Below are 24,054 nucleotides of genomic sequence, written 5' to 3' on the forward strand. Positions count from 1 at the left end.
GGCCGGAACCCGGACTCAGAACTGTTCCCAGTCGCCGTCATCGGCACTCATGGCCTTGCTGCCGGCCTTGGCGCCGGCCGATGCCGGCGCGGCCGGCAGCGCGCGCGTAGCCGCCGCAGGTACCCTGGTGGCCGACGCGGCGACGCCCGACGTAGCGACGCCCGACGTAGCACCGGTCTGTTGAGGCGCAAGCGGCCTGGATGCAGCCGGCTTTGCCGTGGCTGGCTTGGGCGCGACAGGCTTGCGTGCAGCCGGCGCACGGGAGGTCTCGTTGCCGCCGAGCTTGAAGATGCTGACCGTGTCGCACAGCCGTGCCGACTGCTCCTGCAGGGACTGCGCGGCGGCCGCTGCCTGCTCCACCAGTGCCGCGTTCTGCTGGGTCACTTCATCCATCTGCACGATGGCCTGATTGATCTGCTCGATGCCATCGCTCTGCTCATGGCTGGCCGCCGAAATCTCGGCCACCACATCGGTCACCCGCCTGACGCTGGCCACTACTTCGCTCATGGTGCTGCCAGCCTGTTCCACCAGGCGGCTGCCATTGTCCACGCGGGACACCGAATCGTCGATCAGGGCCTTGATCTCCTTGGCGGCAGAGGCGCTGCGCTGGGCCAGCGTGCGCACCTCCGAGGCCACCACCGCAAAGCCGCGGCCCTGCTCGCCGGCACGGGCGGCTTCCACGGCGGCATTGAGCGCCAGGATATTGGTCTGGAAGGCGATGCCATCGATCACGCTGATGATATCGACGATCTTGCGCGAAGCCTCGTTGATCTCGCCCATGGTCTGCACCACCTGACCGACCACGCTGCCGCCCTGTACCGCGACATCGGAGGCGGTGGCTGCCAGCTGGTTGGCCTGACGTGCGTTGTCGGCGTTCTGCTTGACGGTGGAGGTCAGCTCTTCCATGGCGGAGGCGGTCTCTTCCAGCGCGCCGGCCTGTTCCTCGGTGCGCGAGGACAGGTCCAGGTTGCCGGTGGCGATCTCGGAAGAAGCGGTATTGATGGTGTCGCTGCCGGTGCGGACTTCGCTGACGATGCGGTGCAGGTTCTGGTTCATCTCCTTGAGCGAAGCCAGCAGCATGCCGGTTTCATCCTTGCTGGTGGTGGCGATCTGCACCGTCAGGTCGCCCTGGGCCACGGCGCTGGCGACGCTGACCGCCTCGTTGAGGGGCCGGGTGATCGAGCGCGTCACCAGCCAGGCAGCGATCACGCACAGGATGATGGCCGCCCCGGACAGTTCGAGCATGAGCGCGATGGCCGCGCCGGTGGTGTTCTGGCCCTCGACGACACTTTCATCCATGAGTGTCTTCTGGAAGCCGACGAACTGGTTGAGTACCTCGAAGTAATGGTCCTGCGCCGGGATCACTTCCTTGAACAGAAGCTCGGTGGCCTCTTCCTTCTTCTGCTGGCGGATCAGTTCACGCAGCTTGTCGCGCGGACCGTTGTAGGCCGCACGCGCATCCTGGATGGCCTTCATCAATTCCTTGCCGCGCGCGGTGCTGATCATCTTTTCGACCTGACCCAGCGCCTCGGTGGTCTTGGCGCTGTTGGCCGCGCCGCGGTCGAGGTAGCGCGTGGCCTCCTCCAGGTTGCGCGCCAGCAAGGCATTACGCAGGTTGCGGGCGGCCGAGTTGACGTTTTCGCGGATCTCCATGACCAGCGCGATCTTGACGTAGCGGTCTTCGACCACCAGCTTGGAAGCCTTGCTGATGCTGCTGAGGCTCTGCATGCCCACTCCGGTGATCAGGCACATGACGCCGATCAGTATGGCAAAGCATGCGGCCAGGCGCACGCTGATCTTGATATCCTTGAACTTCATTGGTCGACCCCCATTCGTCGCGTTGAAGAAAGGCCCGCAGCATTCGCTGCCGGACCGGCGCCGCTGGCCTGCATCGCGGTCCTGTCGGTGTCGCCTTTGCGCAACCGGATGGGGTTGCAAGGGAATCTTGTTTCCTGAGGACAACCAGTCGCCCGCCATTGACGAGAACGGGGACCGATCATGTGCGGTGCAATCAGAATCGTGCGGCACGTTGCTTGTCATCGGCACTTTGCACCACAACTTGAGCGGCTGGGCCTGGCCGGGCCGGGCCCGGCCGGTACTTTGGGTTAGAATGCCCTCTGCCGTCAGCCCCTTCCGTCCTCCCCGCAGGCCGGTCCTGCCAGCCGCTCCGTCCCCGTGCCTGCCCTCGGCAGCCGATGTCCGGGACGGAAAACCTGACGACCCAGTTCCGAGCACCAATGAATCCAGTCACGCCCTCCCCGCTGCCCCTGTCGGCCCGCCTCAAGCACGAGACCGCCGACCTGCACCAGCAGATGCATGTGCTGATGGAAAGCGCGCAGCCCTTTGCCGATCGTCAGCGTTATAGCCGCTTCGTGGCGGCCCAATATCACTTCCAGCGCGATGTCGAGCATCTGTTCGATGATCCCGGACTACAGGCCGCCGTGCCCGACCTGCAGGTGCGCGGCCGCGAGGCGGCGGCGCTGGCCGACCTGGCCGACCTGGGTACGTCGGCCGGCGTAGTGGCCATTGCCACGGCGGACGTGCGCATGCCCGAGGCACTGGGCTGGCTGTATGTGTCGGAAGGCTCGACGCTGGGCGCCGCCTTCCTGCTCAAGGAAGTCAGGCACTTGGGCCTGGACGAGCAGTTCGGCGCGCGCAACCTGGCCGCCTACCCCGAAGGCCGCGCCGTGGTGTGGCGTCGCTTCGTCGATTTCCTGGACCGTCCCGGCCTCTCGCCGCAGGCCCAGCAGGCCGTGCTGGCCGGCGCGACCGCGGCCTTCGCGCGCTTCGGAGCGCTGCTGCGCCGCCACTTCGCGCTGGCCTGAGTCCTCATGGAGCATCCCGACCCCGGCGCCGCGCCCGTTCCCGCCAGCCTGGCACCCCGGCGCACACGCTGGCTCTGGCTGCTGCTGGCCTATGCCAGCCTGGGCCTGGGCATCGTGGCCATCTTCATTCCCGGCATTCCCACCACCGAATTCGTGCTGCTCTCGGCCTGGGCCGCCGGCAAGGGATCGCCGCGCCTGCAGCGCTGGCTGGAACGGCACCGTCTGTTCGGCCCGATGATCCACAACTGGCGCCATGGCCGGGTGGTGGCGCGGCGCGCCAAGATCAGTGCCTCGCTGATGATGAGCCTGTGCCTGGTGATCATGCTCTTTACCGTCAAGCGGCACTGGGTGATCGTGCTGGCCACGCTGGGCATGGCGCTGGGCGCGGCCTGGATGTGGTCGCGCCCGGAACGCACGGAAGACGCCGAACCCGGCGAGCGCTCATGAAAAAAGCCTGTGCCGCGATGACGGCACAGGCTTCCCGGACCACACCCTTGCAGGCCGGGCTCAGGTAATGGATGAGGAGACCTTCCACAGATCGACATCGCCATCGGTGGCATGACTGTCGATACGGGCCAGTTCATCGGCGCTGAAGTCCAGCTTCTTCACGGCATCCAGCGAATCATCCAGTTGCTCCACGGTGCGTGCACCGATCAGTGCCGAGGTGACGCGGGCATCGCGCAGCACCCAGGCGATGGCCATCTGCGCCAGCGTCTGGCCGCGCTGGCTGGCGATCTCGTTCAAGGCACGGATGCGCGCCAGATTGTCTTCCGACAGCATGCGCTGCGGCAGCGACGGCGCACGCGTGACCCGCGCGCCGTCCGGCACGCCATTGAGATACTTGGAGGTCAACAGACCCTGCGCCAGCGGTGAGAAACCGATGCAGCCCACGCCCAGTTCTTCCAGCGCAGGCAGCAGTCCGCCTTCGATGCTGCGGTTGAGCATGGAATAGTTGGGCTGGTGAATCAGCAAGGGCACGCCCTCGCTCTTGAGGATGGCGGCGGCCTTGCGGGTCAGTTCGGGCGAATAGGACGAGATGCCCACATACAGTGCCTTGCCCTGGCGATGCAGGTGGGCCAGCGCGCCCATGGTCTCTTCCAGCGGGGTATCGGCATCGACCCGGTGCGAATAGAAGATGTCCACGTACTCCAGGCCCATGCGCTTGAGGCTCTGTTCGCAACTGGCGATCAGGTGCTTGCGCGCACCGCTGGGACCACCGTACGGGCCGGGCCACATCTGCCAGCCTGCCTTGCTGGAGATGACCAGTTCGTCGCGATAGGGGGCGAAGTCCTTGGCCATGTAGCGGCCGAAATTCTCTTCGGCGGATCCGGCCGGCGGGCCGTAGTTGTTGGCCAGGTCGAAGTGGGTGACGCCACGGTCGAAGGCGCGGCGCAATACGGCGCGGCCGGTCTCGAAGTTGTCGACGCCACCGAAGTTCTGCCACAGGCCCAGCGACACGGCGGGCAGCAGCAGGCCGCTGCGGCCGGTGCGGCGATAGGGCATGCGGCCATCGTAGCGGGAGGGTTCGGCGATATAGCTCATGAGTCTCCTTGGGGAAGTTCCACTGTAGGGATTGAGGGGCTGACCACTTCCTGGGTGGTGGTGCGCAGAAGTCTACGCTTCCGTCGCTTATTCATTAAATGCAATATTTCGATGCGATTGATCTGTCTGACTGATCAATCTACCGGCCCGTTCCCGCCTTCGCGCCGACCGATCAGCGGGCCGGCAGGATGATGGTGGCGATCAGCCCGCCCTCGGGATGGTTGCGCAGCAGCAGTTCACCACCATGGGCCTGCACGATGTTGCGCGAGATGCCCAGGCCCAGCCCCATGCCACCGCTGTTCTGGGCACGGCCATGCTCCAGTCGCACATAGGGCTGGAACAGGGTGCGCATGGCATCTTCCGGTACGCCCGGACCATGGTCGCGGATTTCGATTTCCACCAGGTCACCCTCGGCGCCGGGCGAGGGTCGGATGCTGATCTCGACCTTCTGGCCGTAGTACAAGGCATTGTCGAACAGGTTGCCGATGGCGCGTTTCAGGGCCAGCGGCTTGGCCATGACGTTGATGCCGGAGGGCGTGAAGGCGATCTCGTGACCGGCCAGGCGGGCATCGCGGATCATGCGCAGCACCAGCGCATCGAGGCGGACCTCGGTGCGGTTCTCGTGGATGTCGCTGTCTTTCACCGACTGCAGGGCGCCCTTGACCATCATGTCCAGTTCGTCGAGGTCGTCATGGAAGTCGGTGCGCATGGCGTCGTCATCCATGAGTTCGGTACGCAGCTTCAAGCGCGTGATGGGCGTGCGCAGGTCGTGCGAGATGGAGACGAACAGGCGCTCGCGGTCTTCCAGATAGCGCTTGATGCGCTCGCGCATGCCGGAGAAGGCGCGCGCGGTCTTGACGTATTCGCGGCTGCCGCTCTCGGGCAGGCTGGGAACGGTCTCGCCCTTGCCAAAGGCTTCAGCGGCATCGGCCAGCGCGGCCAGCGGGCGGGTGGTCCAGCGCACCACCAGGATGGTCAGCAAGAGGATGGCCGCCAGCGACAGACCCTGCAGCACCAGCCGGTCCAGCCACAGCGGATTGTCGCTGTCGAGGAAATAGGGATTGGGCATGAGCGCGGCCAGGTAGATCCAGCGGCCGCTCTCGACCTGCATCTGGATCACCAGCACCGGCGCCGAGTTGGGCTTGGTCAGCAGGATGTGCTGCACCCAGTTGTCGGGCAGGTCGTTGACGGTGAGACCGTCGCTGGCCACCGGCAGACCGTCCGGCCAGGCAAAGGCCAGCTGCGCTTCCGGCAGGAACGGCAGGTCTTCGCGCAGGGTCTGCGCGGTGACGTCGATGGCCAGGCTGGCCAGGCGACTGTGGCCGATGGACTTGACCGGCACCGCGCTGCTGTTGGCATTGATGAAGAAGCGCGTGCCGCCCATCTCGCGCAGCTGCTGGATCATCAGCGGCCGGTAGTTGGGTGGCAGCGTCATGAAGTAGCGGATCGCCGAGGCCGCGCTGTGGGCCAGGTGCTGCGCGGCCACGCGGGTCTCGGCCTCGGACTTGCTGCGCAGCTGCACGGCCCAGATCAGGCCACCAGCCAGCTGGGTGACCAGCACACCGAAGATCATCACCACCGACAGCCGCCCCAGCAGGGAATCCGGCAGCAGCCAGTCGAGCAACGCCGCCAGGCGGCGGCGCAGGCTGGGCGCTGCGGGCGGGGCAGCGGCCTCAGGCGGCGGCAGCACTGACGTCGGCCGAGAAGACATAGCCGGCACCGCGCACGGTCTTGATCAGGTGCGGCTGGCGGCCGCCGTCGTTGAGGCGCAGGCGCAGCTTGCTGATCTGCACGTCCAGCGAGCGGTCCAGCGGCCCGGCATCGCGCCCCCGGGTCTCTTCGCACAGCACGTTGCGGTCCAGCACATCGCCGGGATGCTCGACGAAATACTTCAGCAACTGGTAGTCCATACCGGTCAGCGCCACGATCGCGCCGGTGCTGTCGGTGAGGGTGCGCTCCACGGTATCCAGGGTAAACCCGGCGAAGCGGTAGTAGCGCGGCGCAGCGCTGCTGTCGATGCCGATGCGGCGGTGAATGGCCTTGATGCGCGCCAGTAGTTCGCGCGGGCTGTAGGGCTTGGCGATGTAGTCGTCGGCGCCCAGTTCCAGCCCGACCACGCGGTCGGTCTCGTCCGAACTGGCGGTGAGCATGATGACCGGCACATTGGACTTGCGGCGCACCGCCTTGCACAGGGCGAAGCCGTCGGTGTCGGGCAGCATCACATCCAGGATCACCAGCGAAAGCTCATCAGCGAAGCGCTGGAATTCGGTCAGGAAGGCCGCGCCATCATGGGCCAGGCGCACCTCGTACTGGTTCTTTTCCAGATAGGCCTTCAAGAGCGTGCGGGTCTTCTGGTCATCGTCGACGATCAATATCTTGCGCGTCATGTTGCTGCTCCATCTCCGGTATTTCTTAATCATTGCGATTGCGCGCCAGGGTGCGCGCAATCGCTGCAAGTCGTTTCTGTGTCTGCTCTTCGCTGATGCTGCGGTCGAGGAAGAAGCGCTGCACTTCTGCCACGATGGCATCCTTGGTGGTGTCGTCGGTGGCCATGCGGTGGACCAGGCTGGGTGCCTGCCAGGCCGGACCCTTGCTGAAGGTGCGCCAGGAATCGCGGGCGCAGCGGTCCATGTGCGGATCGGCCGCGCGCAGCACGGGAATCGATCCCTTGATCCTATTGTATTCGGACTGCACGGCCGGTGACATGGTCAGCCGCGCCAGGGTTTCCTGCATGGACTGATGCACGTAGTTGCCGGCGAACATGGCCAGGGTATCGGTACTGTAGAGATGGTACTCGCCGGTACCCGGCACCGGTGCGCAACCGAATTGCTGGTCCACTTCCATGCCCCAGGCATTGAGCTCGCCCTTGGCCCAGTCACCCATGATGAGCATGGCCGCCTCGCCGCTGACCATGCTGCGCGCCACCTCGGTCCAGGGGCGCTCGCGCACCGGCTGCGCCATCGCCGCCGACAGGCCGCGCAGGCGCTTGAGGATATGCAGCATGCGCGCATCCATGTACGCCGCCGGGTTCATCTCCACGAACAGCCGGCGGTAATAGGCCGGGCCGCTCTCGGCCAGCGCCAGGTTCTCGAACAGGGTGGCCAGCTGCCAGGCTTCGGCGCTCTGCGCCAGCGGCGTGATGCCGCTGCCCTGCAGCTTCTTGACGATCTGGTCGAAGTCGTCCCAGGTCTTGGGCGGGCTCAGGTTGTAGCGCTTGAAGATGGCGGTGTTGTAGAACAGGGAGTTGATGCGGTGGATGCCCAGCGGGGCGGCCACGACATGCCCGTGGTTGTTGAGCAGCGACCAGACGGTAGGGAACATCTGCTTTTCCCAACCGCCCTGCACGGCCACATTGTCCAGCTCCAGCAGCAGGCCCAGGTCAGCCCATTCGCCGAAGACCACACCATTCAACTGCGTCACTTCGGGCGCACGGTTGGCCAGCACCATGCTCTTCAGGACCTTGGCCGCCCCCATGCCGGCGCCACCGGGAATGGCGACGTCGCGCCACTGGATATCCTGTTTCGCCAGCTGGTTGACCACCACGTTGATGGCCTGGCGCTCGCTGGCCGAGGTCCACCAGTGCAGCACCTGCAGGGAACCTGCGCCGGAGGACGGCGGGACCGGTGAAGATGAGGATGACGAGGAGGATGGCGATGCGCCGGAAGCCGGGCCCGAGCTCGACAGTGGCAGCGACTGCGCCTGCGCCCCATTCCACCCCCAGCCCAGCCATAGCGCGAGCAGACACAACAGGGCCGGCCAGCAGGTGGCCGGGCCGGTGCGTGCATTCGCGGGCCGTTTCGTTTTTATCATGGGGGTGAGTGTCTCCAAACCGGGAGAGACTATAGCCGGGTGCATGCCAATGCGCAATTTGCATGCGCCCCGGCGGGAGCGCGATCCTGCCTTGCGAAGCATGAAGCCGGTTTATCTCTTGTTAAGAAACGTAAGCCTTGCTCTGCTTATCTTATCCACAGGGCGGCGCCAATGCTGCACATCACTGTCCCTCGCACCGACGTCCAGACCGCCCGCAGATGCTGCAGGCCGTGTAAGGATATGTAATGGGAAAAAGCCCATCATTACTGAAATTATTCTTTTAAATCAACAACTTAAAAATACTCCAAGGGCCCTGGCACCGTTGCTGGCATCACATGATCGGCGCTGCTACTGTCACGGCGTTTCGTCGCGGCTGGTGTGCGGCGATCCCCACAACACCAAGGAGACCCAAGATGCAGACCGAAAAAAAGCCTGGTCGTTTTTCCCTCATCCCGCGCCGTCCACTGCTGGCCGCCTGCGCCCTCGCCCTGGGCCTGATCGGCGGCCTCGGTGCCGCGCATACCCAGGCCGGTACGCTGACCATCGAAAGCTGGCGCGTGGACGACCTGCCGCTGTGGCAGGAAGTGCTGATCCCCGCCTTCCAGCGCAGCAATCCCGGCATCACCGTGAAGTTCTCGCCCACCGCGCCGACCGAATACGACTCCAGCCTGGCCGCGCGCATGGCCGGCGGCACCGCCGGTGACCTGGTGGCCTGCCGCCCCTTCGATGTCTCGCTCTCGCTCTACAACAAGGGCCACCTGGAAAAGCTGGACGGCAAACCCGGCATGGAATACTTCGCACCGGCCGCCAAGGCCGCCTGGCAGACCGATGATGGGAAGGACACCTTCTGCATGCCGATGGCCTCGGTGATCCACGGCTTCTTCTACAACACCAGAATCTTCAAGGAACTGAACCTGGAACCGCCCAAGACCGAGGCCGAGTTCTTCAAGCTGCTCGATACCGTCAAGGCCAACGGCAAGTACGCGCCGCTGGTGATGGGCACGGCCGAACAGTGGGAATCGCACCAGGTGCTGTTCACCAGCATCGGTCCCAACTACTGGAAGGGCGAGGAAGGGCGCAAGGCGCTCATCGCCGGCCGCGCCAAGTTCACCGATCCGCAATTCGTGGCCGCCTGGGAGTATGAAGCCAAGCTCGGCAAATACCTGCCCAAGGGCGCCTCGGCCCAGACCTACAGCGACAGCCAGAACATGTTCGCGCTCGGCAAGGGCGCGGTGTATCCGGCCGGCTCCTGGGATATCGCCTACTTCAACGGCAAGATGGACTTCGCCGCCTTCCCGCCACCGGTGCCCAAGAACGGCGACGCCTGCTACATCTCCGATCACAACGACATCGGCATGGGCATCAACAGGAAGTCCAGGAACAAGGAAGACGCCTACAAGTTCCTGGCCTGGCTGGGCTCGCAGGAATTCGCCGATCTCTATACCAACAAGGTCACCGGCTTCTTTTCGCTGTCGAACCACCTGATCTCGGTGAAGGACCCGATTGCCAAGCAGATGATGGGCTGGCGCAAGAACTGCGCTTCCACCATCCGCGTCAATTCGCAGATCCTCAACCGTGGCACGCCGAGCATGGAAAACGAGATGTGGAACGTCAACGCCCAGGTGCTCAACGGCAAGCTCACGCCGCAGGATGCAGCCGCCAAGATCCAGGCCGGCTTTGCCAAGTGGTACAAGCCGCAGCAGTAAGGCTGCTTCAATGAGGTAAGCAGTACCCGCCCGTTCGGGCTGAGTAGCGGCAACGCAGCGTATAGAGGCCTGATCTGAGCCCGTCGAAGGGCGCACCGTCCGCGCACCTTCGATACGGCCCTCGCGGGCCTACTCAGTCCGAACGGGAGTAGATGTCCGCGCTCCCCCTTCAGGAACAGGAGACCCATGAAAACCATCCGCGCCTGGCAACTGGCGGTGCTGCTCGCGCCGGCCGTGCTGATCTATGCGCTCTTCAGCGCCCTGCCCCTGCTGGACACCCTGCGCCTGGGCTTCTATACCGCCAATGATGCCGGGGTGCGCAGCTTCGTGGGGCTGGACAACTACCGCACCATCCTGTTCGACCCCGACTGGTCGGCCGCCTTCTGGAACGCCATGTGGAACAACGTCAAGTTCTTCTGCCTGCACATGCTGCTGCAGAACCCCATCGGCCTGCTGCTGGCGACACTGTTCAGCCTCAAGGGCCTGCGCGGGGCGCGCACCTACCGCACGCTGATCTTCCTGCCCACGCTGCTGTCGGTGGTCATCATCGGCTTCATCTGGCAGCTGATCCTCTCGCCGCTGTGGGGCGTGGGGGAAAAGCTGCTGGGCTTCGTCGGCCTGGCCGACTGGTTTGCGCCCTGGCTGGGGCAGGAATCCACCGCCCTGGTGACCCTCTCGCTGATCTCGGTATGGCAGTACGTGGGCATACCCATGATGCTGATCTACGCTGCCCTGCTGGCGGTGCCGGAAGAAGTGCTGGAAGCCGCCCACGCCGAGGGCGCCAGCGCCATGCGCATCTTCTGGCAGATCAAGCTGCCGCTGATCTATCCGACCCTGGGGCTGGTGACCATCCTCACCTTCGTGGCCAACTTCAACGCCTTCGACCTGATCTACTCGGTCAAGGGTGCGCTGGCCGGCCCCAACTACGCCTCCGACCTGCTGGGGACCTACTTCTATCGCACCTTCTTCGGCTACCAGGCGCAGATCGGCAGTCCCACCATGGGTGCGGCGGTGGCCACGCTGATGTTCCTGGTGATCCTGGCCGGCGTGGGGGCGTATTTCGTGATGGTGCAGCGGCGCCTGACGCGCTATGCGATGTGACGGGAGGATGACGACATGCTGGCTTCTTCCCCACTTTCCACCTCTCCCCACACCATGCGCAAACCCACGCTGATCCAACGCAGCTTCGGCACCGCCGGTCATCTCTGGGTACATGTGGTGCTGTGCCTGTATGCGGTGATTGCGCTGTTTCCGATTGCGCTGATCCTGATCAACTCGGTCAAGACCCGCAACGCCATCTTCGAAGGCCCGATGGCCCTGCCCACGGCCGAGACGCTGACCTTCGCCGGCTTCCAGAAGGTGCTGGCCGGTACCCACTTCCTGCTCTACTTCGGCAACAGCCTGGTGGTCACCGTCGCGGCGCTGGTGCTGATCGTGCTGTTCGGCGCGATGGCGGCCTGGGCGTTGACCGAATACCGTTTCTTCGGCAACCGCGCGCTGAACTTCTTCATCGCCATCGGCATCATGATCCCGATCCGGCTGGGCACGGTCTCCATCCTGCAACTGGTGGTGGCACTGGACCTGATCAACACCCGGACCGCCCTGGTGCTGGTCTATACCGCGCAGGGATTGCCGCTGGCGGTGATGATCCTGTCCGAGTTCATGCGCCAGATTCCGGGCGAGCTCAAGGATGCGGCGCGCTGCGATGGGGTGGGCGAGCTGGGTATCTTCTTCGGCGTGATCCTGCCGCTGCTGCGCCCGGCCATTGCCACCGTGGCGGTGTTCACCATGATCCCGGCCTGGAACGACCTCTGGTTCCCGCTCATCCTCGCCCCCGGGGAAGACACCCGCACCGTCACGCTGGGGGTGCAGCAGTTCATCGGGCAATACGCCACCGACTGGAATTCGGTGCTGGCCGCGCTGTCGATGGCGGTCATCCCGGTGCTGTTGCTGTACATGGCCTTCTCGCGCCAGCTGATCCGCGGCCTGACCTCGGGCGCCGTCAAATAATCCAAAGGAGACCTCATGGCACACGTCAACATCAAGCAACTGCGCAAGACCTACGACGGCCGCGCCGATGTGCTGGCCGGGCTGAACCTCGATATCCGCGATGGCGAATTCTGCGTGCTGGTCGGCCCGTCCGGCTGCGGCAAATCGACCCTGCTGCGCATGCTGTGCGGGCTGGAAGAGATCAGCGGCGGCGAACTGGCCATCGGCGGCCAGGTGGTCAATCACCTGCCGCCGGCCGAGCGCGGCATCGCCATGGTCTTCCAGAGCTATGCGCTGTATCCGCACATGAACGTGTACAAGAACATGGCCTTCGGTCTGAAGGTGGCCGGCAGCAGCAAGAGCGAGATCGACCGCCGCATCCGCCATGCGGCTTCCATACTGAAGATCGATCACCTGCTGCAGCGCCTGCCGCGCGAGCTCTCGGGCGGGCAACGCCAGCGCGTGGCCATCGGCCGCGCCATCGTGCGCCAGCCGCGCCTGTTCCTGTTCGACGAGCCGCTGTCGAACCTGGACGCGGCCCTGCGGGTACAGACCCGGCTGGAAATCGCCAAGCTGCATCGCCAACTGGCGGCCACCATCGTCTACGTGACCCACGACCAGGTGGAAGCCATGACCCTGGGCGACAAGATCGTGGTCATGCACGAAGGCCGCATCCAGCAGGCCGGCACGCCGCTGGAGCTGTACCAGCAACCGCAGAACCTGTTCGTGGCCGGCTTCATCGGTTCACCGAAGATGAACTTCTTCCAGGGCATGGTCACCCGCTGTGACGAGAGCGGCGTACAGGTGGAAATCGCTGGCGGGCTGCGACTGCTGGCCGATGTCGACCCCACCGGCGTGCAGGTCGGCGAGGCCGTCACGCTGGGCCTGCGCGCCGAACAGATCCGCGAGGGCCTGGGCGACGGGCAGCCCTTGCACGGCGTGGTCAACCTGGTGGAACACCTGGGCGAAGCCAACTTCCTCTACGTCAGCCTGGAGGGCGGCCATGACATCGTGGTGCGCGGCGACGGCAACCGCAGTGTGCGCATCGGCGAGCAGGTGGCGCTGTCGGTCCAGAGCCAGGCCTTCCATCTCTTCGATGCCCAGGGCCAGGCCCTGCGCCGGCGTCAACCGGGCAACCTGCAATCGGCGCGTCGCCTGGACGAGGCCTGAACCATGGACGGCATTGCCTACCTGATCGGGGTGGACGGCGGCGGCAGCAAGACCCTAGTGCGGCTGGCCACGCCCGAGGGCCGCGTGCTGCAGGAAGCCAGCGGCGCCGGCTCGGCACTGCGCAACGGCGCGGCCAAGGCCTGGCAGGTGATCGGCCAGACCATCGAGCGCGTCTTTGTGCTAGCCGCCCTGGCGCGGCCGGACAATGCCGCGCTGGCGGTCGGCATCGGCATCGCTGGCGAGAACGTGGCACAGTGGTCGGCCGACTTCCGCGCCATGGCGCCGGCCTTCGGCGCGCTGGAGATCGTCAACGATGGCGTGGCCACACTGCTGGGCGCGCATGGCGGAGCGCCTGGCGTCATCGTCGCGGTCGGCACCGGTACCATCGGGCTGGCCCTGGACACCGACGGCAGTCGCCGCATCGTCGATGGCTGGGGATTTCCCAGCGGTGACGACGGCAGTGGCGCCTGGATGGGCTTGCGCGCCCTGCATCACGCCCAGCTCGCACTGGATGGCCGCGCTGCCCGTGGCCCCCTGGCCGAGGCGGTGCTGGCACTGTGTCGCGCCGAGCTCCCCGCCGCCACGGCCAACGAAGAACGCGCCACCTTGCTGGACTGGCTGGCCCAGGCCGACCAGGCGGCCTTTGCCCGCGCTGCCCGGCCGGTGGTCATGCATGCGGCGCAGGATGCGGCAGCCCGCGACATCCTGCAGGCGGCAGCAGCCGAGATCAGCCTGATGATCGCCACCCTCGATCCGGCGCAGCGCCTGCCGCTGGCCCTGTGCGGCGGACTGGCGGCGGCCTTGCAACCCTACCTCGATCAGCGCCTGCAGGCGCGCATCGTCCCGGCGCAGGCCGATGCCGCCGGCGGCGCGCTATTGCTGGCGCAACGCGCCCGGCAGCAGCAGAATCCAGCGGAAAACCCAAAGGAAACCCCGGCATGAACGCACCGACCCAACTGCACGGCAACGTGCTGACCTCGCAAGGCTGGATCCAGGGCAACATGGTCTTCGACCAGCGCATCCGCGCCATCGATGGCCGGCCGCTGCGCCGCGAACCACGCGTCATCGACGAGGGCGACTACATCCTGCCCGGCTTCATCGACCTGCACGTGCACGGTGGGGGCGGGCGTGACGTCATGGAAGGCGGCGATGCCGTGCAGGTGCTGTCGCGCCTGCATGCGCGGCATGGCACCACCAGCCTGCTGGCCACCACCATGACGGCGCCGCTGGAGGAGCTGGAAGTGGCCCTGCGCGCCATCGCCGACGCCTGCGGCAGCCGCCAGCCGGGGCAGGCGCGGGTGCTGGGGGTGCATCTGGAGGGGCCTTACATCAATCCCGGCAAACTGGGTGCGCAACCCGACTTTGCCATCGAAGCCTCGCTGGAACAGGTCGATTACCTCAACAGCCTGGCGCCGCTCAAGCTCATCACCATCGCCCCCGAGGTGGATGGTCACCTGAAGCTGGTCTGCAAGCTGGCCCATCGCGGCATGAAGGTACAGATCGGCCATACCGCCGGCAGCTATGACGATGGCGTGGCCGCGCTGGCACACGGTGCCTCGGGCTTCACCCACCTGTTCAATGCCATGAGCGGCTTCCATCACCGCGCCCCCGGCATGGTGGGCGCGGCGCTGGCACATGCCACCTATGCCGAGCTGATCCCCGATCTGCTGCACGTCCACCCGGGTGCCATCCGTGCCGCCCTGCGTGCCATCCCGCGCCTGTTCTGCGTGACCGATTCCACGGCCGCCGCTGGCATGCCCGATGGCGACTATGCGCTGGGCCGGCAGGTGGTGCACAAGTGCGCGGGCGGCGTGCGACTGGATGACGGCACCCTGGCCGGCAGCGTGCTGACCATGGACCAGGCGCTGCGCAACCTGATCGCACTGGGCATGGACGTGGCCGAAGCCTCGCTACGCACCTCGACCTATGCCGCCGATTATCTGGGCCTGTCCGACCGTGGCCGCCTGGCCACCGGTTGCCATGCCGACGTGGTGGTGCTGGACCGGCATTTCGCCATCAAGGCTGTCTATGTGGAAGGAGAAGAGATTGACCTCGCTGATGCTTGAAGAAGCCCGTTCGGCTGCCCGCTACGTCGCGGTGCAGCTGACCCGCGACCAGCAGCGCTATGCCGAACTGGGCGCCCGCCTGCGGGCCACACCGCCCACCAACGTGGTCACGGTGGCGCGTGGCAGCTCGGATCATGCGGCCGCCTATTGCGCCTACCTCGTCATGGCGCGCCTGGGCCACATCGTGGCCTCGCTGCCGATGTCGCTGGTGACCCTGAACCAGGCGCCGCTACTGGTGCGCAACGCACTGGCCATCGCCATCTCGCAGTCGGGACAGAGCCCGGATGTGGTGGAACCGCTGCGCTATTTCCGCGCCCATGGCGCCACCACAGTGGCGCTGGTCAACCATGCCGATTCACCGCTGGCGACGGCGGCCGAGTGGAGCTTGCCGCTGCATGCGGGGGTGGAGTCGAGCGTGGCCGCCACCAAGAGCTTCATCGGCAGCCTGGTGGCCGGCGCCCTGTTGACGGCGCACTGGCAGGACGACACCGCGCTGCTGGACGCCCTGGGGCAGTTGCCGCAAGCCCTGGAGACGGCCACCCGATGCGACTGGTCAGAGGCGATCGAGGTGCTGGCGCCAGCCAGTCGCATCATGGTGGTGGGCCGTGGCACCGGCTTCCCGCTGGCGCTGGAGGCCGCGCTCAAGTGTAAGGAGACCTGCGCCATCCAGGCCGAAGCCTTCAGCGGCGCCGAGATCAAGCACGGGCCGATGGCGCTCATCGAGGAGGGGTATCCGCTGCTGATGTTCGCCCCTCGCGGTCCGGCCCAGGCCGGCATGCTGGCGCTGGCCGCCGAGATGCGTGTGCGCGGTGCCAGGGTGCTGCTGGCCGCGCCGCAGGATGTGGTGGAGCGTGACCTCACCCTGCCGGTGGCGGCCACGCCGGACCTGGACCCGATCGTCGCCATCCAGGCCTTCTACGTGATGGCGGCGCAATTGTCGGCGGCACGGGGCATGGATGCGGACCGGCCGCGCCACCTCAACAAGGTGACCCGGACCAGCTGACGATCCTCTCAGGCCTGCGCCTGGCGCGCTTCCTCGATGAAGGCGCGCAGGTAGTCGATGTCGACATCGCTTTCGCGCGCACCCAGGTAGATGTGCTTGGCGATGCCCTGCTTGCCCAGGCGCACCGGCACCACCGCCATCTGCTCCGCATACTCCAGCACCAGCCAGCGCGGCAGGGCCGCCACACCGCGCCCGCTGGCGACCATCTGCAGCATGATGTCGGTGGTCTCGATGGTCTTGTGCCGGCGCGGCACGACTCCGGCCGGGGCCAGGAAGTGGGTATAGATATCGAGCCGGTCCACCGGCACCGGGTAGGTCACCAGCACTTCATTGTTCAACTGACGCGGCTTGACATAGTCGGCCGCGGCCAGCGGATGGTCGGCTGCCACCACCAGCACCTGCTCGTAGTCGAACACCGGCTCGAACACCAGACCCGGCTTGTCCAGCGGATCGGGCGTGACCAGCAGGTCGATCTCGTAGCCGAACAGGGCGCCGATGCCGCCGAACTGGAATTTCTGCTTGACGTCCACATCCACGTCCGGCCAGGCCGCCAGATAGGGCGACACCACCTTCAACAGCCATTGGTAACAGGGATGGCATTCCATGCCGATGCGCAAGGCGCCGCGCTCGCCCTGGGCGAACTGGCGCAGTCTCTCCTCGGCCAGGCTCAGTTGCGGCAGCACGCGGTTGGCGACCGCCAGCAGGTATTGGCCAGCCTGGGTCAGACGCAGATGACGCCCTTCCCTTAGCCAGATGTCGGTACCGAGCTGCTGCTCCAGCTTCTTCATGCTGTGGCTCAGGGCCGACTGGGTCACGTGCAGGACACCGGCAGCAGCGGTGAGCGAGCCCTGGCGCTCGACTTCCTGGACGATGGAGAGGTGGATGCGGTCCAGCATGATGATGAATGGAACTCATGGATCGTTGGAATAGACGGATTTTACTTCATGCATCCGGCACACCATCATTGCACGGACCGACAGCTGGGCAACACGACTCCAGGCACTGACATGTCAATTGAAATATTGGCGGCCGCTACTGACATCTTGGGTCAACCGGGCACACGCAGACTACGTCCATGCCAGCCCGACGCCAGACAGGCAAGGGGCAAGCAGACCAAGTCCCCAACCCTGACCGAGGAAATCATCATGCGCCCATCCTTCCGCACCCTGTCCGCCCTGTGCAGCATCGCCACCATCGGCACCCTGGCCGTGTTCGCCTCGGCCTTCAGCAACACCGCCTACGCGGCCTCCGACAGCGCGCTGGAGCAGGCCCTGTCGCCGCACCGCGCGATGGTGCGTACGGCACTGCAATCAACCAGCGGCAACGGGATGAGCGCGGCCAATGGCAACGGTGGTGGCGCCATGATGCAAGTCGCCGCCAGCAGCGAATCCTCGTCCTGCCGCAGCCTGCGCATGCAGGCCGAGCGTGCCCGCACCAACGAACCGAGCAGTGTGCAACGCGACCCCACCCCCGGGACCATGCGCGATGGCCGCTTTACCATGACCGGTCCGGGCTCCATCGAATATGGCGAACGCGCCCGGCTGGAATCGCGCTACATGACAGAATGCCGGTGACCTATTCCGGCGCCGCTGACGGTACCAAAAACTAAGTTTCTGTTCTCCATGTGGGCCTTTCAGGCAGACCGATCCGGTCTGCCTTTTTTTATCCACCTGACAAAGCACTGACAATACCGGTCCAATGAACTCCAGTCCCGGCGCGCCTTGCGAGTCAGCACTTTGTCAGGATGGATGCTGCGCAATCGTACGACACGGTCTGCATCCGCGTCGAACCTTTCCTGGTCGATGTTCTCAAACCTAACAATTTGCGGCCGCCGGTACGGTTACATTCCATCACAATTCCCTGGTCAACTGCGCTGCGCCGCGCGCCGTTATCCCGGCCATCCACCTGCCGTTTCCATCCTCCCTAACGGATCGAGGACCAGATCATGACAACAAGAAACAGACATCGCGCCATCATCGTTTCCGCCTCGCTGCTGGGTGCCGTGCTGGCCCTCTCGGCATGCGAGAAAAAGGACAGTGACGCCCCGCCCCCCAACGCCGCCGCCTCCGTCACACCGGCCGCCAGCGCGCCGGCCTACGTGCCGCCAACCGCAGCGCAACTGTCGCAGATGGTGGCGCCCATTGCACTGTTCCCGGACAAGCTGGTGGCGCAGGTACTGGCCGGGTCCACCTATCCTGACCAGATCGTCGCGGCCAACCAGTGGCTGGGACAGAACGGCGCACTCAAGGGCGATATCCTGCAGGCGGCCGAAGAGCGTCAGCCCTGGGATGTCAGCGTGAAGTCGCTGACCCAGTTCCCGGCGGTGCTGTCGCAGATGGCCGCCAACCCGGACTGGACGCGGGCGCTGGGCGATGCCTTCGTCAATGATCCGAACGACGTCATGAATGCCATCCAGGCACTGCGACTGCGCGCGCAGCAGGCCGGCAACCTGAAGAACTCGGCGCAACTGCGGGTCTCCACCACGGTGCGCAGCAGCCAGCCGCCAGCATCAAACCCGGAACCGATGCCGGTCTACGCCGGCGCGCCGGTGATCCCGCCGCCGCCGCAGACCATCGTCATCGAATCCAGCCGGCCCGATACCGTCTATGTCCCCGCCTACGATCCGGCGGTGGTGTATGGCCCGCCGGTGCCGGTCTATCCGGGCTATGCCTATCGCCCGCCCAGCCATGTGGCCGATGAAGTGGTGGTGGGGGCGCTGTCCTTCGGCGTGGGCGTCTTCGTGGGCGAGGCCGTGAGCCATCACGCGGACTGGGGCTGGCATGACTGGGGCATGCACTGGGGCGGTCCATCCGGGGGCGGACAGTCCGGCCCGGGATGGCAGCATCCGGCGGTGGTGTACCGCAACACCACCTATGTGTCGCACTCGACCACAGTGATCAATCGCGTGACCACCAACAATGTGACCATCAACAACAACCGGGTGGTGAACAACAACGTCAACAACGTGAACAACGTGAACAACGTCCGCAATGTAAGCAATGTCGACGAACGCAACATCAACCGCGAGCAGACCCGCATCGACAATCGCCAGGAAGCCGGCCCCCGTCCGGGTAGCATGAGCATGCCGCATTTCACCGCCGGCGATGCCCGTGCCGGTGCCATGCCAGCGGCCCACGCATCGGCCGCAGAGCAACAGCAACACCGTCAGCCGCCGATGCAGGCCGCCGATCCGCAACGCCAGGACGCTGCTGCGAAGGAGGCGGCCCGGGCCGAGGCGGCGCGCCAGCACCAGGAAATGGAACAGCAGACCGCCCGCGAACATCAACAGGCACAGCAGAACGCGGCGCAACAGGAGCGCCAGCAGGCAAGGCAGCAGGCCGAACAGCGGCAGGCGATGGCCGCCCGGCAGGAAGCCACCCATGCGCAGCCGGCCCGCCCGGAGGAGCGCAGGGAAGTCGCGCCGGCCCATCAGGGCGCAGCGGCCAGGCCGGAAAACCGGCCGGGTCATGCCCAGCAGCCCCCGGCGGAAAGACACGAGGCCGCCGCGCATGAACATGCCTCAGAGCAGCATGCCGCCCCGAAGCATGAGCCGGCCCGGCACGAGGAAGACAAGCATGGCAACGAGCGGCACGAAGCCGAGAAGCACAACGGCTGAACGCTGACCCTTCCAGCGATGTAGCAGGCAACAGGCAACAGGGCCGCCCGCGGGCGGCCCTGCCGTTGGATCGATCAATGACGGCGATCAGCCCGGAAGACGGTCGGGATCGCTGCGCTGGTCCAGCGTCAGTTGCAGGAAAACCAGGTCCAGCCACTTGCCGAACTTGGTACCGACCTGGGGCATATGGCCGACCTGGTCGAAGCCCAGCTTCTTGTGCAGGGCGATGGAACCGACATTGCTGGCGTCGATGGCCGCCACCATCACATGCTTGCCCACGGCGCGTGCACGCGGGATGAGCGCTTGCATCAGCGCCACGCCCAGGCCTTCACCACGATGCTCCTTGTGGACGTAGACCGAGTGTTCCACCGAATGGCGGAAGCCGTCGAACGGGCGCCAGTCACCGAAGCTGGCATAGCCCAGCACCTGGTCGCCGTTCACCGCCACCAGCACCGGATAGCCGAGCTGACGGCGTGCAGCCAGCCAGTCTTGGCGGTTCTTTTCATCGACCTGGGTATCGCTCCAGATGGCGGTGGTATTGACCACGGCGTCATTGAAGATCAGGGTGATGGCGGGGATATCGGCGGGGGTGGCGTCACGGATCTGCATGATGTGGGGCTGTCTTGCGATTGATGAGTGAATGGATGAGCCCACAGTGTAGCCCAAGACGGGCAGTGCTTCGGCGGCCGCCTGGCGGGTGGGGCGACAGCGAGTGGGCAAAGGGCTTATAGTCCTGTCTTGGTCACCCTCAGCGCCTTCTCGACATCTTCAACATGAATCCACCCTACGGCGCCACCTATCGCGGCAAGCACATCAGCGTGGAGAGCACGCAGCAAAGAAATGGTGACGTGATCTGTTCGGTCCGCATCGACGGCGAACCGGCACCCGGCCTGCGCGGCAATCCCTTCGCTTCGCTGGCGGCGGCGCAGGTGGCCGGGGTCGCCTATGCCCGGGCGCTGATCGATACCCAGCTCGACAACGATGTGGCCGAACATCATGGCTACTTCATCCGCGTGAGCAGCACCGAGCAGATCGACGGTAGCTGGGTCGGCAACTACCAGCTGCATCGCAATGACAATCCGGTGGCTTTCCGTCGCGTGACGTGCGACGACTTTCGCGGCAATACCATGGTGGAGGCGGAGCAGCACGCCATGGCCAGCGCCTTTCGGGCGGTGGATGCCGATATCGCGGCGGGTCGGCTGTAGCGGTCTAGGCGGCCTTGCGGCGGCGCGCCGGCAGCTTGTCCGATTGCGCCAGGATGGCACTGAGCAGGCCGGGGAAACGCTGTTCGATATCGGCGCTGCGCAGGGTGTTGATGTGGGTGGTGCCGTTGCTCTCGGTGCGCACCAGTCCGGCCTCGCGCAAGACCTTGAAGTGGTGCGAGACGGTGGACTTGGGGCGCCCGCCATCGAGTTCGCCGCAGGTCGCACATTCCACGCGGTCGAGATGGCGCACGATCTCCAGGCGGATCGAATCGCTCAGCGCGTAGAGCACGCGCTCCAGCACGAACTCGGCAATCTCGGGATGTTTGTAGGGACGCATCTGCAGGATGATACACCCTGGGTTATACTCCTTCCATAGTTCGAATATATTCGAACCAACGAAACAGGCGTCCGCAGTCCCGACGCCTGGCGCTCCCTCATTGAACCCTGACAAGAAAACGCCCCATGTCCGCCCTCTTTACCCCCTTCAAGCTCAAGGAGCTGAACCTGCGCAACCGCATCGCCGTGCCCCCCATGTGCCAGTACATGGCGATGGACGGCAAGGCCAACGAATGGCATCTGTCGCACTATGCAGGCATCGCCCGCGGTGGTGCCGGTCTGGTGATCGTGGAAGCCACCGCCGTGGCCCCCGAGGGCCGCATCACACCGGGCTGCACCGGCATCTGGTCGGACGAACTGGCGCAGGCCTTCGTGCCGGTGGTGCAAGCCATCAAGGCCGGCGGTGCGGTCCCCGGCATCCAGATCGGCCATGCCGGTCGCAAGGCCAGCGCCAACCGTCCCTGGGAAGGTGACGACCACATCGCCGCCGGCGACGCCCGTGGCTGGGACACCATCGCCCCCTCGGCCATCGCCTATGGCAAGGGCTTGCCCAAGGTCCCCAAGGCCATGAGCCTGGACGACATCGCACGGGTGCGCCAGAACTTCGTGGACGCAGCCATCCGCGCCCGCGATGCCGGCTTCGAATGGCTGGAGCTGCACTTCGCCCACGGTTACCTGGCGCAGAGTTTCTTCTCGGCACATTCCAACCAGCGTGATGACATCTATGGCGGCAGCGTCGAGAATCGTGCCCGTTTCCTGCTGGAAACCCTGCGTGCGGTGCGCGAGGTATGGCCGGAAAGGCTGCCCCTGACCGTGCGTTTCGGCGTGCTGGAATACGACGGCCGGGATGAACAGACGCTGCTGGAATCGATCGCCCTGGTACGTCAATTCAAGGCCAGCGGCATGGACATGATCAGTGTGACCATGGGCTTTACCATCCCCGAGGTCCAGATCCCCTGGGGTCCGGCCTTCCTCGGCCCGATCGCCAGGCGCGTGCGTGAAGAAGCCGGCGTGCCGGTCTCGTCGGCCTGGGGCTTCGGCACGCCAGAGCTGGCCGAACGTGCGGTCAAGGAAGAGCAGCTGGACCTGGTGATGGTCGGCCGTTCGCACCTGGTCAATCCGCACTGGCCCTACCAGGCGGCGCGGGAACTGGGCGTGGATCGTCCCTCGTGGACACTGCCGGCGCCCTATGCGCACTGGCTGGAACGTTATTGAGATGCCTGCCGCTCGGGATTTCCCTGAGCGGTCTGGTGGTTTTCTAGGGAAAATCACTAAAGCCAACGGACGGAGGATTTCCTAAGATGACATCGTCTTGAGGGAGATCACCATGTTCACCACCTACCTGCTGACCGTCGTTCTTTCCGCATTGGCGACCGTCGCCTTTTCGTCCCTGGGCATCTATCTGTTTGCCGAGGCGAAATGGCAGCATCACCCGCTGGCGCGCAATATCCGCCTGCCGGGACAGCGTCTGCCGGTCTGAACTCGGTTTGCAGGCAGGTGGAAGTGGATCTGGTGTTGCCCCTTGGTCTTTGACCAAGGGGCGTTTTTTATGTTGATCGACCTTATTGCTCCCTCAGTCCGATCGAACGTATGACATAGTCATCCACGAAACGCGATTAGGCGGAGACAGACATAGCCGTCATCCGATATGCTGGGCCAGTAATCGAAAGCCGACAGAACTCTTCAACCTTAGGCCTCACCGACTCAATCCCATATCGATATTTTTCAAATCGCTCAATATCATTAGTGACCCCCATTAGCTTGTCGAATGCGCCCATTATGTATGACAAGAAGGTACGTTGAACCAAACTCAACGTATCACCTTCCGTCACGCGCTTCGTTACCTTACCGATAACTGTGAATTCCCCGTCCGTTAACTTCGCCTGAATTTCCTTAGGGTCATAATCAGTAACATCCAGATCTACGACACCGATAGGTTTGCCCGTGCTTGATTCACACAAAAGCATTTCGAGTTGCTTTGACTTCAGATAGTCCTGCGCAATAGCTTCAATAATCTGAATAATTGGCTTCTCGTATTTGAGAAATTCTTCTAAGGTTTTTTTCTCGATTCCAAACTTAGAACCGAAATGTTTCAGAATCTGGACAACCAGGGGAGCGGAGGTTTGCAATGTCTCGATCAGCTGAAAGATATCAATGGGTTGCAAAACTGCACGCGCCCTAATGAACTGCCCACTCGCCAATTCGCCACTAGACGCGTCTTTGATCTCCGCTCTTTCATCTAACTCATCCACTACTGTCATATGCAATCCGCCTAGGGTATAACGCCTTACCGTTTTCACTTCGTTTGCGTCTGCACTTTGCCCTTCTACACCAGCATCAGCCTTTCCTAGCAAACCGTGCAAAAACGATATACCAATTTTTGCGTTGGCTTTTCCATTTACAGAAGTTTGACGTTTTTCTTCGGACTGCGCGCTGACCCCTTTGAACAGATACGCAGCAGCGTTCAAGACCATTCTCTCGTTCAGATAAAGAGGCTCCAAATATGGCATTTGCTTTCCTTTTATTAAGCTAATCATATAACCAGCAATCGGCATAAAGACAAGATAACATGGCATACCCTAGACGCTGCGGGACAACTTCTACGCCGATCGGTAGGGATCTGCCAATCGATACTGGAACATCCTGAGTTGGGTCTGAGCAGGTGGGCCTATAAGAAGCGATATTTGTCCTTGACCATTTTTTCTAACTACCGCGCCTCTCTGACGACTGCCATATCTCGTGGGATCGAAAAAGACGACTTGGAGCTGGCACTCTAGTAACGGGAA

The 24,054-nt window shown here is 64.4% G+C and carries 23 protein-coding genes; 14 read left to right on the plus strand and 9 right to left on the minus strand.

The annotated features are described in order from the left end of the window. Positions 1–15 precede the first annotated feature (15 nt). A complete protein-coding gene (locus tag VE092_RS03050; RefSeq protein ID WP_324873721.1) occupies positions 16–1,818 on the minus strand; it encodes a methyl-accepting chemotaxis protein in 1,803 nt (600 codons plus the stop codon). 419 nt (positions 1,819–2,237) lie between these two features. Between VE092_RS03050 and VE092_RS03055 the strand changes: the two genes are divergently transcribed. Beyond that, positions 2,238–2,825: a biliverdin-producing heme oxygenase gene (locus VE092_RS03055; RefSeq protein ID WP_324873723.1), complete on the plus strand. Its 588-nt coding sequence runs from the start codon at positions 2,238–2,240 to the stop codon at positions 2,823–2,825. Positions 2,826–2,831: 6 nt separating this feature from the next. Continuing rightward, positions 2,832–3,272: a YbaN family protein gene (locus VE092_RS03060; protein ID WP_324873725.1), complete on the plus strand. Its 441-nt coding sequence runs from the start codon at positions 2,832–2,834 to the stop codon at positions 3,270–3,272. Between the two features lie 60 nt (positions 3,273–3,332). Here the strand turns inward: VE092_RS03060 and mgrA are convergent, their stop codons facing one another. The 4 genes from mgrA to VE092_RS03080 form a co-directional block, all read right to left on the minus strand. After that, positions 3,333–4,367: an L-glyceraldehyde 3-phosphate reductase gene (mgrA, locus tag VE092_RS03065; RefSeq protein ID WP_324873727.1), complete on the minus strand. Its 1,035-nt coding sequence runs from the start codon at positions 4,365–4,367 to the stop codon at positions 3,333–3,335. Positions 4,368–4,539: 172 nt separating this feature from the next. Next, positions 4,540–6,078 carry an ATP-binding protein gene (locus VE092_RS03070; protein ID WP_414653396.1) on the minus strand — a complete coding sequence of 513 codons (1,539 nt, stop codon included), beginning with the start codon at positions 6,076–6,078 and terminating at the stop codon, positions 4,540–4,542. Beyond that, a complete protein-coding gene (locus tag VE092_RS03075) occupies positions 6,041–6,754 on the minus strand; it encodes a response regulator transcription factor (RefSeq protein WP_324873731.1) in 714 nt (237 codons plus the stop codon). The genes VE092_RS03070 and VE092_RS03075 overlap by 38 nt, the downstream gene beginning before the upstream one ends. 25 nt (positions 6,755–6,779) lie before the next feature. Beyond that, positions 6,780–8,177: an ABC transporter substrate-binding protein gene (locus VE092_RS03080; RefSeq protein WP_324873733.1), complete on the minus strand. Its 1,398-nt coding sequence runs from the start codon at positions 8,175–8,177 to the stop codon at positions 6,780–6,782. A gap of 413 nt (positions 8,178–8,590) precedes the next feature. On the opposite strand from VE092_RS03080, the gene VE092_RS03085 reads away from it, so the two are divergent. The 7 genes from VE092_RS03085 (at position 8,591) to VE092_RS03115 (ending at position 16,111) form a co-directional block, all read left to right on the plus strand. Beyond that, entirely contained in the window at positions 8,591–9,883 is a 1,293-nt protein-coding gene (locus VE092_RS03085) for an ABC transporter substrate-binding protein (RefSeq protein ID WP_324873735.1), read from the plus strand. Positions 9,884–10,069: 186 nt separating this feature from the next. Continuing rightward, positions 10,070–10,984, plus strand: coding sequence for a sugar ABC transporter permease (locus VE092_RS03090; protein ID WP_324873737.1), 915 nt, complete (start codon positions 10,070–10,072; stop codon positions 10,982–10,984). A gap of 54 nt (positions 10,985–11,038) precedes the next feature. Further along, the gene (locus tag VE092_RS03095; protein ID WP_414653402.1) at positions 11,039–11,893 is read left to right on the plus strand and encodes a carbohydrate ABC transporter permease; all 855 of its coding nucleotides are present in this window, start codon (positions 11,039–11,041) and stop codon (positions 11,891–11,893) included. Between the two features lie 15 nt (positions 11,894–11,908). Continuing rightward, a complete protein-coding gene (locus VE092_RS03100) occupies positions 11,909–13,042 on the plus strand; it encodes a sn-glycerol-3-phosphate ABC transporter ATP-binding protein UgpC (RefSeq protein WP_324873741.1) in 1,134 nt (377 codons plus the stop codon). A 3-nt stretch (positions 13,043–13,045) separates the two neighbouring features. Further along, positions 13,046–13,984 carry a BadF/BadG/BcrA/BcrD ATPase family protein gene (locus VE092_RS03105; RefSeq protein ID WP_324873743.1) on the plus strand — a complete coding sequence of 313 codons (939 nt, stop codon included), beginning with the start codon at positions 13,046–13,048 and terminating at the stop codon, positions 13,982–13,984. Then, complete coding sequence (gene nagA / locus VE092_RS03110) at positions 13,981–15,108, plus strand: N-acetylglucosamine-6-phosphate deacetylase (protein ID WP_234294989.1); 1,128 nt, start codon at positions 13,981–13,983, stop codon at positions 15,106–15,108. Before VE092_RS03105 ends, nagA begins: the two co-directional genes overlap by 4 nt. Further along, the gene (locus VE092_RS03115; protein WP_324873815.1) at positions 15,101–16,111 is read left to right on the plus strand and encodes an SIS domain-containing protein; all 1,011 of its coding nucleotides are present in this window, start codon (positions 15,101–15,103) and stop codon (positions 16,109–16,111) included. The genes nagA and VE092_RS03115 overlap by 8 nt, the downstream gene beginning before the upstream one ends. An 8-nt stretch (positions 16,112–16,119) precedes the next feature. Here VE092_RS03115 and VE092_RS03120 read toward each other — a convergent pair whose 3' ends face one another. Then, a complete protein-coding gene (locus tag VE092_RS03120; RefSeq protein ID WP_006461221.1) occupies positions 16,120–17,007 on the minus strand; it encodes a LysR family transcriptional regulator in 888 nt (295 codons plus the stop codon). A gap of 249 nt (positions 17,008–17,256) precedes the next feature. Here VE092_RS03120 and VE092_RS03125 point away from each other — a divergent pair, with 249 nt between their 5' ends. After that, positions 17,257–17,685, plus strand: coding sequence for a hypothetical protein (locus VE092_RS03125; protein WP_324873747.1), 429 nt, complete (start codon positions 17,257–17,259; stop codon positions 17,683–17,685). Between the two features lie 371 nt (positions 17,686–18,056). Further along, positions 18,057–19,727, plus strand: a complete 1,671-nt coding sequence (locus VE092_RS03130) for a DUF3300 domain-containing protein (RefSeq protein WP_324873748.1) — start codon at positions 18,057–18,059, stop codon at positions 19,725–19,727. A gap of 87 nt (positions 19,728–19,814) precedes the next feature. On the opposite strand, the gene VE092_RS03135 is transcribed toward VE092_RS03130, so the two are convergent. Continuing rightward, on the minus strand, positions 19,815–20,336 hold the full coding sequence (locus tag VE092_RS03135; RefSeq protein WP_324873750.1) for a GNAT family N-acetyltransferase: 522 nt from the start codon (positions 20,334–20,336) through the stop codon (positions 19,815–19,817). A gap of 164 nt (positions 20,337–20,500) precedes the next feature. Between VE092_RS03135 and VE092_RS03140 the strand changes: the two genes are divergently transcribed. Next, positions 20,501–20,932: a hypothetical protein gene (locus VE092_RS03140; RefSeq protein ID WP_324873752.1), complete on the plus strand. Its 432-nt coding sequence runs from the start codon at positions 20,501–20,503 to the stop codon at positions 20,930–20,932. 4 nt (positions 20,933–20,936) lie between these two features. On the opposite strand, the gene VE092_RS03145 is transcribed toward VE092_RS03140, so the two are convergent. Next, entirely contained in the window at positions 20,937–21,269 is a 333-nt protein-coding gene (locus tag VE092_RS03145) for an ArsR/SmtB family transcription factor (protein ID WP_006461216.1), read from the minus strand. Positions 21,270–21,394: 125 nt separating this feature from the next. Between VE092_RS03145 and VE092_RS03150 the strand changes: the two genes are divergently transcribed. Beyond that, positions 21,395–22,483, plus strand: coding sequence for an NADH:flavin oxidoreductase/NADH oxidase (locus VE092_RS03150; protein ID WP_324873754.1), 1,089 nt, complete (start codon positions 21,395–21,397; stop codon positions 22,481–22,483). A 112-nt stretch (positions 22,484–22,595) separates the two neighbouring features. Next, positions 22,596–22,748, plus strand: coding sequence for a hypothetical protein (locus VE092_RS03155; protein WP_166758000.1), 153 nt, complete (start codon positions 22,596–22,598; stop codon positions 22,746–22,748). 136 nt (positions 22,749–22,884) lie between these two features. Here the strand turns inward: VE092_RS03155 and VE092_RS03160 are convergent, their stop codons facing one another. Continuing rightward, the gene (locus tag VE092_RS03160; protein WP_324873757.1) at positions 22,885–23,778 is read right to left on the minus strand and encodes a DUF6414 family protein; all 894 of its coding nucleotides are present in this window, start codon (positions 23,776–23,778) and stop codon (positions 22,885–22,887) included. Between the last annotated feature and the right edge of the window lie 276 nt (positions 23,779–24,054).

Origin of the sequence: Herbaspirillum sp. (assembly GCF_035644555.1) — a bacterium.
Classification (GTDB): Bacteria; Pseudomonadota; Gammaproteobacteria; order Burkholderiales; family Burkholderiaceae_D; genus Herbaspirillum.

Excerpts from the sequence above, each read along its gene's own strand:
- VE092_RS03050 (WP_324873721.1), bottom strand. The coding sequence starts at position 1,818 with ATGAAGTTCAAGGATATCAAGATCAGCGTGCGCCTGGCCGCATGCTTT.
- VE092_RS03055 (WP_324873723.1), top strand. The coding sequence starts at position 2,238 with ATGAATCCAGTCACGCCCTCCCCGCTGCCCCTGTCGGCCCGCCTCAAG.
- VE092_RS03060 (WP_324873725.1), top strand. The coding sequence starts at position 2,832 with ATGGAGCATCCCGACCCCGGCGCCGCGCCCGTTCCCGCCAGCCTGGCA.
- mgrA (WP_324873727.1), bottom strand. The coding sequence starts at position 4,367 with ATGAGCTATATCGCCGAACCCTCCCGCTACGATGGCCGCATGCCCTAT.
- VE092_RS03070 (WP_414653396.1), bottom strand. The coding sequence starts at position 6,078 with ATGTCTTCTCGGCCGACGTCAGTGCTGCCGCCGCCTGAGGCCGCTGCC.
- VE092_RS03075 (WP_324873731.1), bottom strand. The coding sequence starts at position 6,754 with ATGACGCGCAAGATATTGATCGTCGACGATGACCAGAAGACCCGCACG.
- VE092_RS03080 (WP_324873733.1), bottom strand. The coding sequence starts at position 8,177 with ATGATAAAAACGAAACGGCCCGCGAATGCACGCACCGGCCCGGCCACC.
- VE092_RS03085 (WP_324873735.1), top strand. The coding sequence starts at position 8,591 with ATGCAGACCGAAAAAAAGCCTGGTCGTTTTTCCCTCATCCCGCGCCGT.
- VE092_RS03090 (WP_324873737.1), top strand. The coding sequence starts at position 10,070 with ATGAAAACCATCCGCGCCTGGCAACTGGCGGTGCTGCTCGCGCCGGCC.
- VE092_RS03095 (WP_414653402.1), top strand. The coding sequence starts at position 11,039 with ATGCGCAAACCCACGCTGATCCAACGCAGCTTCGGCACCGCCGGTCAT.
- VE092_RS03100 (WP_324873741.1), top strand. The coding sequence starts at position 11,909 with ATGGCACACGTCAACATCAAGCAACTGCGCAAGACCTACGACGGCCGC.
- VE092_RS03105 (WP_324873743.1), top strand. The coding sequence starts at position 13,046 with ATGGACGGCATTGCCTACCTGATCGGGGTGGACGGCGGCGGCAGCAAG.
- nagA (WP_234294989.1), top strand. The coding sequence starts at position 13,981 with ATGAACGCACCGACCCAACTGCACGGCAACGTGCTGACCTCGCAAGGC.
- VE092_RS03115 (WP_324873815.1), top strand. The coding sequence starts at position 15,101 with ATGCTTGAAGAAGCCCGTTCGGCTGCCCGCTACGTCGCGGTGCAGCTG.
- VE092_RS03120 (WP_006461221.1), bottom strand. The coding sequence starts at position 17,007 with ATGCTGGACCGCATCCACCTCTCCATCGTCCAGGAAGTCGAGCGCCAG.
- VE092_RS03125 (WP_324873747.1), top strand. The coding sequence starts at position 17,257 with ATGCGCCCATCCTTCCGCACCCTGTCCGCCCTGTGCAGCATCGCCACC.
- VE092_RS03130 (WP_324873748.1), top strand. The coding sequence starts at position 18,057 with ATGACAACAAGAAACAGACATCGCGCCATCATCGTTTCCGCCTCGCTG.
- VE092_RS03135 (WP_324873750.1), bottom strand. The coding sequence starts at position 20,336 with ATGCAGATCCGTGACGCCACCCCCGCCGATATCCCCGCCATCACCCTG.
- VE092_RS03140 (WP_324873752.1), top strand. The coding sequence starts at position 20,501 with ATGAATCCACCCTACGGCGCCACCTATCGCGGCAAGCACATCAGCGTG.
- VE092_RS03145 (WP_006461216.1), bottom strand. The coding sequence starts at position 21,269 with ATGCGTCCCTACAAACATCCCGAGATTGCCGAGTTCGTGCTGGAGCGC.
- VE092_RS03150 (WP_324873754.1), top strand. The coding sequence starts at position 21,395 with ATGTCCGCCCTCTTTACCCCCTTCAAGCTCAAGGAGCTGAACCTGCGC.
- VE092_RS03155 (WP_166758000.1), top strand. The coding sequence starts at position 22,596 with ATGTTCACCACCTACCTGCTGACCGTCGTTCTTTCCGCATTGGCGACC.
- VE092_RS03160 (WP_324873757.1), bottom strand. The coding sequence starts at position 23,778 with ATGCCATATTTGGAGCCTCTTTATCTGAACGAGAGAATGGTCTTGAAC.